This window comes from Micrococcus sp. 63XJN7_6_ISO-PGPR-S23-444 (assembly GCF_058072765.1).
The window spans coordinates 1419741-1434013 of sequence record NZ_CM176516.1 but is presented as its reverse complement, the minus strand read 5'-3'; the positions used below and the strand labels follow the sequence as shown (position 1 = coordinate 1434013).

The following is a 14273-nucleotide window of genomic DNA, read 5'->3' as shown; positions in this document are numbered from 1 at the left end:
CCGATGGTCGGCGGAACGGAAGTATGTGTGAGTCGTGTCACGCACACTCTACAACCGGCAGCGGCAGGGTCCGGGCGCGACTCAGTGCGTCGTCATGGCGGCGACCGCGCTCCGGCCGTGGTCGATCAGCAGCGGCAGGTCGTAGTCGAGCGTGGCGACGTGGCGGCTGCGGGGCAGTCCCACCACCTCCACGGGGGCCTGGCGCAGGCCCCGCACCAGGGTCCGGTGGCTCGAGGCGGGCACGACGGCGTCGCGGGCGGACCGGTAGACCGTCACGGGAGCGGTGATCCGCGGCAGGGCGCGGCGGGCGGCCCGCTGGATGCGGCCGAGGGCGGCGACGCCGGCCACCGGCGTGCGGGGGTAGGCGCGCTCGCGCGCCGTCGGGTCCGCGATGTCGTCCGCGATCGGGGCGACCGTGGGGACGAACGGGGCCAGCAGCGGGGCGAAGGGGGCGAGCGGGCTGGCGAAGCGCAGCGCGGGGTTCACCACGAGCACCCCGGCCACGGGTCGGTGGGCGGCGGCGTCGAGCGCGAGGGCGCCGCCCATCGAGATGCCCGCCATGACCACGCGGCCGTGTCGGGCGAGCTCGAGGTCCACGACGGCCCGGACGGCGGCGCGGATCTCGTCCGCACCGGTGGCGGCGAGGTCCTCCCACCGGGTGCCGTGCCCCGGCAGCAGGGGCACGCTCACGGGGGAGCCGCCTGCCGCGAGCCCCTCGGCCCAGGCGCGGACGGAGGCCGGAGTCGAGGTGAACCCGTGCAGGAGCACGACGCAGTGGTCGCGCCGGGCGGGAGCGGCGGGCATGAGGCGCAGGGGGAGGTCTTCGGGGGCGACGGCGACGGGGCGGGGCATGGTGCCAGGGTAAGGCAGGCGGACCATACGATGGGCAGGCACCCGACCGCCCCGACCGGAAGGCCCTCGTGTCCACGTTCTACTGGTCCGCCAAGACGTTCGCCGTGGCTCCGGCCACCCGCCTGCTGTTCCGCCCCTGGGTGAAGGGCCTCGGGAACGTGCCGGCCGAGGGCCCGGCGATCCTGGCCAGCAACCACCTGTCCGTCTCGGACTCGGTGTTCATGCCGGCCATGCTCGACCGCCAGGTGCACTTCCTGGCCAAGCACGAGTACTTCACCGGCCCGGGCGTGAAGGGCTGGGTCACCCGCCGGTTCTTCGAGGCGGCGAACCAGCTGCCCATGGACCGCTCCGGCGGAGAGGCGTCCCTGCGCTCGCTGGACGCGGGCCTCGAGGCGCTGCGGGAGGGCCGGCTGCTCGGGATCTACCCGGAGGGCACCCGCAGCCCGGACGGGCGGCTGCACCGCGGCAAGATCGGCGTGGCCAAGCTCGCGCTGGCCTCGGGCGCGCCCGTGGTGCCCATCGCGATGATCGGCACGGACCGGGTGCAGCCGATCGGCCATGTGCTGCCGCGGATCCGGCGCCTGGGCATGATCTTCGGCGAGCCGCTGGACTTCTCCGACCGTGCCGAGGCCGTCGGCGACCCCCGGGTGCTGCGGGAGGTGACGGACGAGATCATGGAGGCCATCCGGCGCCTGTCGGGCCAGGAGTACGTGGACACCTACGCGGCGGACGTGAAGGCGGGCCGTACGGCCGCTCCGCCACGCGCCCGCGACTGAGCGGGGCCCGCGCGTCGTCATCCGGGGACGCTCAGACCGGGGCGCGGCACGCGGCCCCTAGCCTGGTGCACATGACTGAAGACCCCCGCGAGAAGATCCTGGCCTTCGGCACCGCCATCTCGGAGGGCGCCGCCGACATCCCCGGCCTGGACCACTGGCGCTCGCTGCCGATCGCGCAGGCGCCGTCCTGGGCGGACGAGGCCGATCACCGCGCCGCCGTCGCCGAGCTGAGCGCCCTGCCCCCGCTCGTCTTCGCGGGCGAGGTCGACCTGCTGCGCGCCCGTCTGGCCGACGTCGCCCAGGGCCGCGCGTTCCTCCTGCAGGGCGGCGACTGCGCCGAGACGTTCGCCGGGTCCACCGCCAACCGGATCAGCGCCCGGGTGAAGACCATCCTGCAGATGGCCGCGGTGCTGACCTACGGCGCCTCCATGCCGGTCGTGAAGATGGGCCGGATCGCCGGCCAGTTCGCCAAGCCGCGGTCCTCGGACACGGAGACCCGCGACGGCGTCACGCTGCCCAGCTTCCGCGGCGAGATCGTGAACGGCTACGAGTTCACCGAGCAGGCACGCCGGCACGACGCCCGACGGATGGTGCAGGCGTACCACACCTCCGCCTCCACCCTGAACCTGGTCCGCGCCTTCACCCAGGGCGGCTTCGCCGATCTGCGCAGCGTGCACCAGTGGAACCAGGGCTTCATGGCCAACCCGGCCTACGCCCAGTACGAGGAGATGGCCGCCGAGATCGACCGCGCGGTCCGCTTCATGAACGCCGCGGGCGTGGACTTCGAGGCCATGCGCCGCACCGAGTTCTACTCGGCCCACGAGGCGCTCCTGCTCGACTACGAACGTGCCCTGACCCGCGTGGACTCACGCAGCGGCGACCCCTACGCCACGAGCGCCCACTTCCTGTGGATCGGCGAGCGCACCCGCCAGGTGGACGGCGCCCACGTCGACTTCCTCTCCCGGGTCCGCAACCCGATCGGCGTGAAGCTCGGCCCGACCACCACGGTCGCGGACGCGCTCGAGCTCGCCGAGCGGCTGGACCCGGAGCGCGAGCCGGGCCGCCTGACCTTCATCACCCGCATGGGTGCGGAGCGGATCCGGGACGTGCTGCCCGGCATCGTCGAGGGCGTCCGCGACGCGGGGCTGGAGCCGGTGTGGGTCACCGACCCCATGCACGGCAACACCGTGACCGCGGCCAACGGCTACAAGACCCGCCGGTTCGAGGACGTGATGGACGAGGTCAGCGGCTTCTTCGAGGTGCACCGCGAGCTCGGCACGCACCCGGGCGGCATGCACGTCGAGCTGACCGGCGACGACGTCGCCGAGTGCCTGGGCGGCTCCGACCCGATCAACGAGGCCGACTTCGACGCCCGCTACGAGACGCTGTGCGACCCGCGGCTGAACCACCAGCAGTCCCTGGAGATGGCGTTCAAGGTCACCGAGGCCCTCTCGCACCCCGAGCGCCGCGCGCCGCGGGCCTGACCGCGCGGCCGGGCACGCCCCGGCTCAGCCGACCCAGACGTGGACCGCGGTGCCCTCCGGCAGCGCGGTCCCGGCGGCGGGGGACTGGTGCAGGACCCGGGACTCGCCCCGGGCGGAGAGCGGCAGCGGCAGGCGATGCACGCGGGCGTCCCAGCCCTCGTCCGCCAGCGTCGTGTGCGCCGTCTCCGGATCCTGCCCGGTCATGTCCGGCACCGGGCGCACGGCGCGGCCCTCGGAGAGCACCACGCGGACCGCGGTGCCCGGCGTCGCCTGCTCGCCGGGGGCCGGGTGCTGCTCGATCACGGCCCCGGCCGGCACTGCGGGATCGGTGCGGCGCTCCGCGACCTCCACGGTGAATCGGGCGTCCCGGGCCACGCCGTGGGCCTGCCGGATCACGACGCCGGTCAGGTCGGGCACCGGCACCGGCGCGGGGCCGGCGGAGACGGTGAGCTCGACGGGGGCGCCGCGCCCCGCCGGCTCCCCGGCCGCGGGTGAGCTGGCGACGACCGTGCCCTCCGTGCGGAGTTCGTCATGCCGGGCCGTGACCGCCGCGGTGAAGCCCGCGGCGGTCAGCCGTTCCTCCGCCGCCTCCCGGGCCAGCCCGTCGAGGTCGGGGACCACCGCCACACCACCGACTCCGAGGCCGCCGGAGCCCAGCGTCCAGCCCAGCAGCAGGGCGACGCCGGTGAGCAGCAGGGTCACGGCCGCGCCGATCGCCGCGGCCCGGCCGGTGCCCTGGCCGAGGTCGAGGGCGGGGCGGCGGGCCGCCCGACGCAGCCGCCGCCGGGAGCCGCGCCCCGGATGCCGGTCCGCCGGAGCGGGGTCGAGCCCGAGCGGGCCGATCGGCTCCGCCGGGCGCGCGGCGGGCCGCGGGTCGCCCCCGTGCGTCGCCACACGGGTGTCGATGACGTCGGTCATGTCCTCGTCGAGGTCGGACTCGGCCAGGGCGGGGAGCACGCGCGTCGCGTGGTGGTCGCCGGCGTCGAGGGCCCGGGTCTCCAGGTTCCCGTCCGGGGCCGCATCCTCGAGGCCATCGGCGGCGGGGCCGGCCGGGGCCGGGTCCGCGCCCGGGCCCTCGGCGGGCTGCGCGGCGGGGCGGCGGTCCGGTGCGTCGGGGTCCAGGCCCGCCGCCACGGCCTCGATGCGGTGCAGGAGCTCGCCGGCACCGGCGGGCCGGTCGGCCGGGTCCGGCTCGGTGCACCACAGCACGAGGTCGTCGAGGTCCTCGGGGAGCCCGGGGTGCAGCGTGGACGGCACGGGGACCCGCTCGTGGACGTGCCGGTAGGCGACCTGCAGCGCGGTCGCCGCGGTGTACGGCTGGCGGCCCGTGAGCAGCTCGAACAGGATGATGCCCACGGCGTACACGTCGGAACGGGCGTCGGCGGGCGCCCCGGCGATGTGCTCGGGGGCGAGATAGGCGGGTGTGCCCACGACGGCCTGCCCGGCCATGGTGTGGGCCGTGGCGGCGCGGGACAGGCCGAAGTCCGCGACCGTCACCCGGCCGTCGTCGCGGACGAGCACGTTCTCGGGCTTCACGTCCCGGTGCACCAGTCCGGCGCCGTGCGCGGCGGCCAGGCCGTCGACGAGCGGACGCAGGAATCGCAGCGCCTCCCGGGGCGAGAGCGGTGCACGGTCCCGGATGACGGTGCGCAGCGTGCGGCCGGGCACGTGCTCCATCACGAGGTAGGCCAGCACGTCGCCGTCCTCGGCCTCGGTGTGGCCCTGGTCCAGGACCGCGACGACGTGCGGATGGGACAGCCGCGCCGTCGTCTTGGCCTCCTGCTCGAACCGGCCGACGAGGACGGGGTCCTCCGCCAGGTGCGGGTGCATGACCTTGAGCGCCACCTGGCGGTCGAGACGCTCGTCCACGGCCAGGTAGACGGTGGACATGCCGCCCCGGGCCAGCCGCTCGACGACCCGGTAGCGGCCGTCGACGATGCCCCCCACGAGGGGGTCGCGGCGTGCGCTGCTCATCGTCCCAGGGTAGGACAGGCGGCGGACCCCTCGGGGCGGTCCGCCGCCGGCGGATCAGAACATCGCCATCGCGGCGCGCACCTTGGCCACGTAGTCCCGTGCCTCCGGGTTCAGGCCGCTGTCCAGCACCCCGCCGAGGCCCTGGTAGTAGGCCCCGATGCCCTCATCGAGGGTGGGGGTGCGGTCCTGCACGTACTTGATGAACGCGACGCCGGCCACCGCGTTGTCGTGGGGGTCCAGCAGGTTCAGCTCGCGGCCCACCAGCTCCGAGGCGAACTCGCCCGTGATCGGGATGACCTGCATCGCCCCCACGGCGTTGCCGGGGGAGACCGAGGCCATGCGGAAGCGGGACTCGGTGTACGCGTGGCCCAGGGCCAGGCGAGGGTCCACGCCCATCCGCTCGGCGGTCTCGCGGACGATCTGCTGCATCTGCTCGGGGGTGGGCTGCGGGACGGAGCGCAGCAGGCGCAGGTTCTCGTTCGCCGAGGCCGTCACGTGCGGCGCGTAGGTGCGCCCGAGGAAGGTGTCGCCGACCGCCTGGACGGCCGAGACCGGCTCCACCTCGAGGGTGCCGTCGGAGATCACGAGCACGTCGCCGGGGTGCAGCGTCGAGGCCCGCGTCAGGCCGTTGAGCTCGCGCAGACGGGGGATGGAGACCTCGAACCGCTGGGAGATCCCCCAGAGGGAGTCGCCGGAGACCACGGTGTACCGGACCGTCCCGCCGGCCGCCGTCGGGGTCGTCGACGCCGGCGCGGTGGCGGGGGTCGTGGTCGGGGCGGGCGACGCGGGGGCCTTCGGTGCGGCGGCCGTGCGCTGCGTGGTCAGGACCATGCCCGGGTGGAGCATGCTCGACGCGCTCATGCCGTTGAGCCGCTGCAGCTGCGCGGCGGAGACGCCGGTGCGGCGGGCGATGACCCACCACCCGTCGTTCGGCTGCACCGTGTAGGTCCCCGCGGCCGGGGCCGGGGCCGCCGCGCCGGTCAGGCGGAGCTCGTCACCCGGGTAGAGCACGGTCTCCAGGCCCAGGCCGTTGAACCGCAGCAGGTCGGCGACGGAGACGCCGCGGGCGGCCGAGATCCGGGTGAGGGAGTCGCCCGGGCGCACGGTGTGCACCGCCGCCTCCTGGGCGTGGGCCTGGGCGGGCAGACCGGTGAGCAGCAGCAGGGGCACCGCGCCGCCGGTCAGGACGGAGCGCAGGCAGCGGGAGCGGACGGGGGTGTGGGGCACGGCAGACCTCGGCATCGGATCGGATGGATGGAACACGACGGGGAAGTGACGGGTGGGACCCGTGGCCCCCGCGGTCGACCGACGACGTCGGCGCCCGGCCATGGAGCCTCGGCGATGTTATCGGAATGTGATCTTCGTGACCATACTGAGATCTATGCCGTCCGGGGCGCGATGGGCCGGGCCCGTCGGCGGCCACGTAGGCTGGCGCCTGTGAGCACCACTTCCTCCGACACCCCGGTCCCCGCTGACGCGATCCCCGCCGAGCTCGACGCCCTCGTGGGCGAGTGGCTCTCCGTGCCCGACGTGGCGGAGCACCTCGACCAGCGCGTGACCCGCGTCCACAACCTCGTGCATGATCGCCGCCTGCTGGCCGTGCGTCGTCCCGAGCCCGCGGTGCGGTCCGTGCCGGCCCTGTTCCTCACCGAGACCGGCGTGCTCGACTCCCTGCAGGGCACGCTCGTGCTGCTGGCCGACGCCGGCTTCTCCGACGAGGAGGCCCTCCGTTGGCTGTTCACCGAGGACGAGTCGTTGCCCGGCCGGCCCATCGACGCACTCCGGGACGGCCGGAAGACCGAGATCCGGCGTCGCGCCCAGGCCCTGGCCTGGTGAGCCGGCCCCGCGGGCGGCCTTAGCCCGCGGGGTCCGTGCCGCTCAGTGGCGGCGCGACGTGTAGGCGTCGATCAGCTGCGTGAGCTCGGCGCTGACGTCCTCGGGGACGCCGTGCGCGAGCAGGCCCGCCACGGCCCCGGCCGCCTCGTGCGAGAGCGCCGCGACCCGCTCTTCGACGGCCCGGCGCGCGCCGCACGCCTCGAGGACGCCCTGCCAGTGGGCCACCCGGTCCGCACCGAGGTCCGGGTCGCCGAGGTCCGCGTCGAGCGCGGCGGCCTCGTCCGGGGCGAGCAGCTCGACGGCGCGGGCGATGAGCACCGTCTGCTTCCCCTCCCGCAGGTCGTCGCCCGCGGGCTTGCCCGTGGTCGCCGGATCGCCGAACACGCCGAGCAGGTCGTCGCGGTACTGGAAGGCCATGCCGAACGGCAGCGACACCCGGGCGAACGCGGTCACCAGCCCGTCGTCCGCCCCCGCCAGCAGCCCCCCGAGGGCGAGCGGGTGCACCGCCGAATAGCGCGCCGACTTGTGCTCCACCACCGCCTCGGCGGCCGCCTCGGCCTCGCGGGCGTCGCGCGCCGCCGGGGCCATCTCGGCCACCACGTCGAGGTACTGACCCGCCATCACGCCGAAGCGCATCCGCTCGAGCTCGGCCCGCGCCCGGTCCTCCCGGGGCGTGCCGGCGAGGACGCGCGCGAAGGCCGTCTCGCTCATCCCCAGGGCGACGTCGCCGGCGAGGATCGCGGCGGAGACGCCGAAGTGCTCCGCGGCGTGGCGCCAGCCCGCCTCCCGGTGGAGGGACTCGAAGCGGCGGTGCACGCTGGGCATCCCGCGGCGGGTGTCCGAGCGGTCCAGGATGTCGTCGTGGATCAGCGCCGCGGCCTGGAACAGCTCGAACGCCGCCCCCGCCTCGGCGATGCGGGGGTCCTCCGCCTCGCCGCCGGCCGCCCGCCAGCCGAGCCAGGCCAGGACGGCGCGCAGGCGCTTGCCGCCCGCGGTCAGGTCCGCGATCGCGTCCACGAGGGGCGCGGTCAGCGGGTGGACGTCCCGGGCGAGGTCCCGGTGCTCCGCCAGCAGGCGGTCGAGGGCGTCGGCGACGGCGGCGCGGAAGCGGTCCTGGTCGGCGGGACGGGGGCGGGGGACGGCGACGTCGGCGGGCATGGCCCCACCCTAGCCGCGCCGCGCGACGGATCGCCGGTCCCGGATAGGCTCGGTCCATGTCCGAGACCGCGCCCGCTGCACCCCGCGATGAGGCGACGATCCTCCACGTGGACATGGACGCGTTCTTCCTGTCCGTCGAGCTGCGCGAACGGCCCGACCTCGAGGGGCGTCCCGCCGCCGTCGCCGCCCCGAGCGGCCGGTCCGTGGTGCTCTCCGCCTCGTACGCGGCGCGGGCCTACGGGGTCCGCTCGGCGATGCCCCTGGCGCACGCCCGCGCCCTGTGCCCGCCCCTCGTGGTCATCCCGCCGCGCCAGCAGCTCTACCGGGCCGTCTCCGCCGAGGTGATGGCCGTGCTCGCGGACGTGACCCCCGTGATGGAGCAGCTCAGCGTGGACGAGGCGTTCCTCGACGTCGCCGGCGCGCGCCGTCGGCTCGGCCCGCCCGAGCACATCGGCCACCTGATCCGGGAGCGCGTCCGCTCCGCGCTGGGGCTGCCGTGCACCGTGGGCGGCTCGGCCGTGAAGTTCGTGGCCAAGACGGCGTCCACCGCGGCCAAGCCCGACGGCCTGCTGATCGTGCCGCCGGAGCGCACCCTGGACTTCCTCCATCCGCTGCCCGTGGGCCGGCTGTGGGGCGTGGGCCCCAAGGCGGCCGAGCGGCTCGCCCGGCGGGGGGTGGCGACCATCGGCGACCTCGCCCGGGTGGACCCCGCGCGACTGGAGGCGTCGTTCGGGGCCGCCGGCCGGGAGTGGGCGTCGCTCGCCCGGGGCATCGACCCGCGTCCCGTCGCCCCGCGCCCGGCGGCCCGCAGCATCGGTGCGGACCACACCTTCGACGTCGACCCCGTCGACGTCGCGGGCGTCGACCCGGAGGTCCTGCGCCTGTGCCACCGGGTCGCGGCCCGGCTGCGTGCGGAGCAGGCCACCGCCGGCGCGGTCACAGTCCGCCTCAAGGCGCCGGACGGGTCGGTCCGCAGCCGCACCGCCCGCCTCGCCCGGCCGACCGCCACGGGCCACGACCTCCTCGGCCCGGCGCGGCGACTCGTCCGCGAGCTGCACGCCGAACGGCCGCATCCGGTCCGGCTCGTGGGCGTGCGCGCCGAGCGCCTCGGGGACGAGGCCGATCAGCCCCCGGCCCAGGAGGCGCTCTTCGGCGGTCCCGCCTGGGGGACGGAGGGCGAGGCGTCGGAGGCGGGCGACTGGGCCGGTGCCGAGGCCGCCCTGGACGCCGTCGCCCGGCGCTTCCCGACGGCGGCCGTGCGGCCGGCGTCGCTGCTGGGTCGCCGCGAGGCCCGCGCCGACGCCCGCCGGGACGCGCCGCGGCCGGGCCCCGGAGGCCCGGACCGGGAGTGAGGGGTTCCGGGGCCGGCGACGTCGCCACCTGGCTAGGGTGGGGCGGCAGGTCCTATCCTGGAGGGCAAGTCGGACGCGCGGGCGTCCCCTCCCGGTCCCGGAGGTGTCGGAGGCCGCGTTCGAAGGAGTCGCCATGCCCCTCTCAGAGCATGAGCAGCGGATGCTGGACCAGCTGGAGCAGCAGCTGCGCACCGAGGACCCCCGGCTGGCCACCCAGATGGCGGACACGGGGCGGCATCGGCTGCCCGTGGGTCGCGTCGTGGCCGGGGCCGTCCTCGCCGTGGTCGGGCTGCTCGTCGTGGTCCTCGGGGTCGCCAACCACGCGATCCTCCTGGGCGTGCTCGGCGTCGTCGTCATCGGGGCCGGCATCTTCCTGCTGACCACGCGGCCGCGCGCTGTCGCCTCCGGGGCCTCGGGCCCGGAGGCCCGCCGGTCGGGCGCACCGCGACGGCAGGGAGGCGGCGACTTCATGGGCCGCCTCGAGCGGCGCTGGGACGAGCGGCGCGCCGGAGGCGACTGAGCGCCTGGCCCGCCGGGCCCCCACTATCCTCCACTCCAGGCCCCGATCCGCTCCGGATCGGGGCCTTTCCGCTGCCCGAGGCTCCGTCGTCGCCGCGGCCCTCCACCGGGGCCCACCGGTCCTCCACGTCCCTCCACGGCGACGCCGGCCCCGGGACCCGCGGGATGGCGCGCCGGACTCGGGGGGCCTCGACACGCCCGTGGCGCCGGGACCCGCGTCCGGGGTTGATGGTGGAGGGAAGTGGGGTAATGTGGAGGGAAGGAGAGAGCATGGGTCCCGACCTTGGTCGGGAGGGACCGCTTGACGAGCCAGGGGGTCTGCCGTGTTCTTGGGCACGTACACCCCCCGGCTCGACGAGAAGTCCCGGCTGATCCTCCCCGCCAAGTTCCGCGAGGAGCTGGCGGAGGGGCTGGTCCTGACCCGGGGTCAGGAGCGCTGCATCTACGTGTTCAGCGCTCGTGAGTTCGAGCGGGTCCACGAGCAGATGAGGTCGGCTCCACTGTCCTCCCGCCAGGCCCGTGACTACATCCGCGTCTTCCTCTCGGGGGCGTCGGACGAGGTCCCGGACAAGCAGGGTCGGGTGACCGTGCCGGCGCCGCTGCGACAGTACGCGGGGCTGGACCGGGACGTGACCGTGATCGGCGCGGGGACGCGAGTGGAGATCTGGGACTCGGAGTCCTGGAACACCTACCTCGCCGAGCAGGAAGCCGCCTTCTCCGAGACCGACGAGGACGTCCTGCCCGGCGTCTTCTGACCATGACCACCCGACCTCGAGCGAGACCTCCAGCCGACGCCGCCGCACCTGACCCGTCTTCCCCTGGGCCAGGCGCGGCGGCGGACGGATGGGGATCCCGCCCGAGGTCCGCCAGGACCGCGATGTGAGCAGGAGGTCGAGAGTGGACGCAGGCCAGCCGCGCCCCGAGGACCGCCACCTGCCCGTGATGCGGGACCGCGTCGTCGACCTCCTCGCCCCCGCCGTCCAGGCCGCGCTCGAGGCCGGCCGTACGCCCGTCGCCGTCGACGGCACGCTGGGCATGGGCGGGCACACCGAGGCCCTGCTGACCCGGTTCCCCCACCTGCGCGTCATCGGCATCGACCGCGACGTCCACGCCCAGGCCATGGCCGTCGAGCGCCTCGGCCCCCTCGCCGAGCGCCTGATCCCCTTCCACGGCACCTACGACCGGGTGCCCGAGGCCATGGCCGCCGCGGGCGTCACGAAGGTCGACGCCGCGCTCTACGACCTCGGTGTGTCCTCCTACCAGCTGGACGACCGGGAGCGCGGCTTCGCCTACTCCTACGACACTCCGCTGGACATGCGCATGGACGACACCGCCGAGCGCTCCGCCGCGACGCTCGTGGCGGAGCTGGACGAGCAGGAGCTGCGCCGCATCATCCGTCGCGACGGCGAGGAGCGCTTCGCCGGCCCCATCGCACGGGCCATCGTCCGGGCCCGCGACGAGGCCCCCATCGAGACCACCGGCCGCCTCGTCGAGGTGATCCGCTCGGCCGTCCCCGTCGCCGCGGGGGCAACCGGCGGGCACCCGGCCAAGCGCACCTTCCAGGCCCTGCGCATCGCCGTGAACGAGGAGCTCGACATCCTCGACGCCGCCGTGCCCGCCATCCTCGACGCCCTCCACGTGGGCGGGCGCCTCGTGGTGATGAGCTACCACTCCCTCGAAGACCGCATCACGAAGCGGCACCTGAGCGCGTGGGCCACGTCCACGGCGCCCCCGGGGTTCCCAGTGGTGCTGGAGGAGCACGAACCCGTGGTGCGGGTGCTCACCCGCGGCACCGAGAAGCCCACCGAAGAAGAAATCTCCGAGAACCGTCGCGCCTCCTCCGCGAGAGTGCGTGCGGTTGAGAAGATCAGGACGTCCAGGACCACGGCATGACGCTGCACGAGGAGATGAGCATGGCCGCACACGCACGGATCGCAGAGTCGCTGCGCCCCGGGTCGACCCCCGTCGCCCCTGCGCGGCCGACTCCGCAGGAGCGCACGCCGCTCTCGGTGGTGCCCGCCCCGCTGCCCCGATCCCGCTCCGGGGTGACCGTGCTGTGCGTCCTCGTGGTGCTCGCCGCGCTCGCGGCGGTGCTCGTCATGAACATCACGATGTCCAACCGGCAGTACGCCCTCCTGGACCTGCGCCAGGAGCAGCAGGCCGTCACCGAGACCAATGAGCGGCTGGCCGAACAGGTGGGCCACCTCGAGGCGCCGCAGAACCTGGCCGCGCGCGCCGACGCCCTCGGGATGGTCGCCCCCGCCGGCACCGCCTCCGTGGACGCGGGCACGGGCCAGTTCAGCGGCGAGGCCCAGGCGGCCCAGGACGGCGACATCTCCGCCACCTACGTCGCGCCGCCGGCGGACGCGGACGCGGTCCGCCAGGGGACGGCCGGCGACGGCCAGGACGAGATCGAGGGACCGCGCACCCTCGGCGGCGAGGACGCCTCCGCCGCCCCCGACCAGGACGCCGCCGACCGTTGATCGACCGTCCCGCCTCGCACCTTCCCCGCGGCGGATCGACGGTCGGGCCCGCTCCCGGGCACCCCGCCGTGCGCACCCGCATCCTTCTCCTGCTCGTCTTCGTCCTGCTCGGCGGGCTCGCACTGCGGCTCGTCTACGTGCAGGGCATCGACCCCACGGGGCAGGCCGCGGCGGCCATGGACCAGCGCCTGACACACCAGGAGACCCTGCCGCAGCGCGGGTCCATCCTGGACCGCGACGGCGACGTGCTGGCCGCCAGCGTGCGCCGCTACGACATCGTCGTGGACCAGCGCCTCGTCAAGGACTTCAACGAATGGGACCGCGAGGCCCGGGAGACCGTGCTGGTGGACGTGGACTCCCGCCTGGCCAGCCTGGCCGAGGTGCTCGGCATGTCGGAGGAGGAGGTGCGCGAGGCCACCATCGGCTCCCGCCCGTACGCCGTGGTGCGTCGCTCCGTGACCCCGGAGGTGCGGGATGCGGCCATGGCCCTCAACGTGCCGGGCCTGCTCTCCGAGGCGGTGGACCGCCGCACCTACCCGAACGGGTCGGTCGCCGGCAGCATCATCGGCTTCATGGGTGGCGACGGCACCGCCCTCGAGGGCCTCGAGCTCAGCCAGGACGACGTCATGACCGGCACCCCGGGCACCCGCACGTTCGAGGTGGGCGCAGACGGCATCCGCATCCCCAACGCCCCGCTCGAGGAGGTTCCGGCCGTGGACGGCGCCGACCTGCGCCTGACCGTGGACAAGGACGCCCAGTGGTTCGCGCAGGAGACCCTCGGCGCCCTCGCCGCCGAGTACGAGGCGGAGTGGGCGAACGCCGTCGTGATGGACGTGAAGACGGGCGACGTGATCGTCATGGCGGACTCCACCACGGTGGACCCCGCCGACCCCGACGCCACCGAGGGGAACTTCCGCACCTCCACCGTGATGAGCACGCCGTACGAGCCGGGCTCCACGGGCAAGGCGCTGCCGATCGCGGCCGCCGTCGACGCCGGGAAGGTCACCGCCACGGACGGCTTCACCGTCCCCGGCAGCCAGGACTTCGACGGGCAGACCATCCGGGACTTCTCCCCGCACCCGACGTTCGACATGACCGTGGCAGGCATCTACGCGCGCTCCTACAACACGGGCACGGTGCAGATCGCCGAGAAGATCACGGACGAGCAGCGCTACGAGTACATGCGCTCCTTCGGGGTCGGCCAGCCCATCGACCTCGGCCTGCCGCAGCAGGCGGGCAGCGTCCTCGTCCCGCCCGAACAGTGGGACGGCCGCCAGCGCCTGACCACGGCCTTCGGCCAGGGCTACACCCAGACCACCCTGCACACCGCCCAGATGTACCAGGCCCTCGCCAACGGCGGCGTGCTGATCCCGGCCCGGCTGATCGACGCCACGGTGGACGGCGACGGCGCGGAGAAGCGCTGGGAGTCGTCCGCGGAGCCCCACCGCGTGGTCTCCGAGGAGACGGCGGCGCAGATGCTCCGCATGATGGAGACCGTCGTGACGCAGGGCACCAGCAAGGCCGCCGCGATCCCCGGGTATCGCGTGGGCGGCAAGTCCTCCACCGCCGAGGCCGCGAGCGACACCGGCACGTACGACGGCTACAACCTCGGCTTCACCGCCGTCGCCCCGCTCGACGACCCCCGCTTCGTGGTGTCCGTGTCCATGCATCGGCCGCCGTCGAAGCAGGGCTCCCGAGACGTGTCCGTCGCGGCCGCCACGATCATGGAGTACATGCTCCGCCAGGCGGACGTGCCCGCCACCGGAGCCGAGCCGAACGACTACCGCGTCTTCGTGGACGATCCGCAGGACCGGCCGTGGTGACCCACGCCTCCGGCCC

At 75.0% G+C, this 14273-nt stretch carries 13 protein-coding genes; 9 read left to right on the top strand and 4 right to left on the bottom strand.

Annotated elements, in window-relative coordinates; translation table 11 throughout:
* Positions 1–81 precede the first annotated feature (81 nt).
* Positions 82–852 carry an alpha/beta hydrolase gene (locus AC3RJ9_RS06565; protein WP_036316677.1) on the bottom strand — a complete coding sequence of 257 codons (771 nt, stop codon included), beginning with the start codon at positions 850–852 and terminating at the stop codon, positions 82–84.
* A gap of 68 nt (positions 853–920) precedes the next feature.
* Between AC3RJ9_RS06565 and AC3RJ9_RS06560 the strand changes: the two genes are divergently transcribed.
* Together AC3RJ9_RS06560 and AC3RJ9_RS06555 are read left to right on the top strand one after the other, a co-directional pair.
* On the top strand, positions 921–1628 hold the full coding sequence (locus AC3RJ9_RS06560; protein WP_036336720.1) for a lysophospholipid acyltransferase family protein: 708 nt from the start codon (positions 921–923) through the stop codon (positions 1626–1628).
* A 71-nt stretch (positions 1629–1699) separates the two neighbouring features.
* Entirely contained in the window at positions 1700–3112 is a 1413-nt protein-coding gene (locus AC3RJ9_RS06555) for a class II 3-deoxy-7-phosphoheptulonate synthase (protein ID WP_036316682.1), read from the top strand.
* Between the two features lie 24 nt (positions 3113–3136).
* On the opposite strand, the gene pknB is transcribed toward AC3RJ9_RS06555, so the two are convergent.
* Positions 3137–5086 carry a Stk1 family PASTA domain-containing Ser/Thr kinase gene (pknB, locus tag AC3RJ9_RS06550; RefSeq protein WP_208011606.1) on the bottom strand — a complete coding sequence of 650 codons (1950 nt, stop codon included), beginning with the start codon at positions 5084–5086 and terminating at the stop codon, positions 3137–3139.
* Positions 5087–5140: 54 nt separating this feature from the next.
* Positions 5141–6313: a LysM peptidoglycan-binding domain-containing protein gene (locus AC3RJ9_RS06545; protein WP_063189735.1), complete on the bottom strand. Its 1173-nt coding sequence runs from the start codon at positions 6311–6313 to the stop codon at positions 5141–5143.
* A 210-nt stretch (positions 6314–6523) separates the two neighbouring features.
* Here AC3RJ9_RS06545 and AC3RJ9_RS06540 point away from each other — a divergent pair, with 210 nt between their 5' ends.
* A complete protein-coding gene (locus AC3RJ9_RS06540) occupies positions 6524–6922 on the top strand; it encodes an Rv2175c family DNA-binding protein (RefSeq protein ID WP_044659490.1) in 399 nt (132 codons plus the stop codon).
* A gap of 42 nt (positions 6923–6964) precedes the next feature.
* Here AC3RJ9_RS06540 and AC3RJ9_RS06535 read toward each other — a convergent pair whose 3' ends face one another.
* A complete protein-coding gene (locus AC3RJ9_RS06535) occupies positions 6965–8080 on the bottom strand; it encodes a polyprenyl synthetase family protein (RefSeq protein ID WP_078025833.1) in 1116 nt (371 codons plus the stop codon).
* A 56-nt stretch (positions 8081–8136) separates the two neighbouring features.
* Here AC3RJ9_RS06535 and dinB point away from each other — a divergent pair, with 56 nt between their 5' ends.
* From dinB to AC3RJ9_RS06505, 6 genes are all read left to right on the top strand, one after another.
* Positions 8137–9432 carry a DNA polymerase IV gene (dinB, locus tag AC3RJ9_RS06530; protein ID WP_063189731.1) on the top strand — a complete coding sequence of 432 codons (1296 nt, stop codon included), beginning with the start codon at positions 8137–8139 and terminating at the stop codon, positions 9430–9432.
* A 133-nt stretch (positions 9433–9565) separates the two neighbouring features.
* On the top strand, positions 9566–9952 hold the full coding sequence (locus tag AC3RJ9_RS06525) for an SCO2097 family morphological protein (RefSeq protein WP_012750919.1): 387 nt from the start codon (positions 9566–9568) through the stop codon (positions 9950–9952).
* Between the two features lie 322 nt (positions 9953–10274).
* Entirely contained in the window at positions 10275–10706 is a 432-nt protein-coding gene (gene mraZ, locus AC3RJ9_RS06520; RefSeq protein ID WP_002854575.1) for a division/cell wall cluster transcriptional repressor MraZ, read from the top strand.
* 142 nt (positions 10707–10848) lie between these two features.
* Complete coding sequence (rsmH, locus tag AC3RJ9_RS06515) at positions 10849–11844, top strand: 16S rRNA (cytosine(1402)-N(4))-methyltransferase RsmH (RefSeq protein WP_489727620.1); 996 nt, start codon at positions 10849–10851, stop codon at positions 11842–11844.
* A gap of 20 nt (positions 11845–11864) precedes the next feature.
* Entirely contained in the window at positions 11865–12434 is a 570-nt protein-coding gene (ftsL, locus tag AC3RJ9_RS06510; RefSeq protein ID WP_230297511.1) for a cell division protein FtsL, read from the top strand.
* Between the two features lie 68 nt (positions 12435–12502).
* Positions 12503–14257, top strand: coding sequence for a peptidoglycan D,D-transpeptidase FtsI family protein (locus AC3RJ9_RS06505; RefSeq protein WP_230594441.1), 1755 nt, complete (start codon positions 12503–12505; stop codon positions 14255–14257).
* The last annotated feature ends 16 nt before the right edge of the window (positions 14258–14273 follow it).

Excerpts from the sequence above, each read along its gene's own strand:
- AC3RJ9_RS06565 (WP_036316677.1), bottom strand. The coding sequence starts at position 852 with ATGCCCCGCCCCGTCGCCGTCGCCCCCGAAGACCTCCCCCTGCGCCTC.
- AC3RJ9_RS06555 (WP_036316682.1), top strand. The coding sequence starts at position 1,700 with ATGACTGAAGACCCCCGCGAGAAGATCCTGGCCTTCGGCACCGCCATC.
- pknB (WP_208011606.1), bottom strand. The coding sequence starts at position 5,086 with ATGAGCAGCGCACGCCGCGACCCCCTCGTGGGGGGCATCGTCGACGGC.
- AC3RJ9_RS06535 (WP_078025833.1), bottom strand. The coding sequence starts at position 8,080 with ATGCCCGCCGACGTCGCCGTCCCCCGCCCCCGTCCCGCCGACCAGGAC.
- dinB (WP_063189731.1), top strand. The coding sequence starts at position 8,137 with ATGTCCGAGACCGCGCCCGCTGCACCCCGCGATGAGGCGACGATCCTC.
- AC3RJ9_RS06525 (WP_012750919.1), top strand. The coding sequence starts at position 9,566 with ATGCCCCTCTCAGAGCATGAGCAGCGGATGCTGGACCAGCTGGAGCAG.
- ftsL (WP_230297511.1), top strand. The coding sequence starts at position 11,865 with ATGGCCGCACACGCACGGATCGCAGAGTCGCTGCGCCCCGGGTCGACC.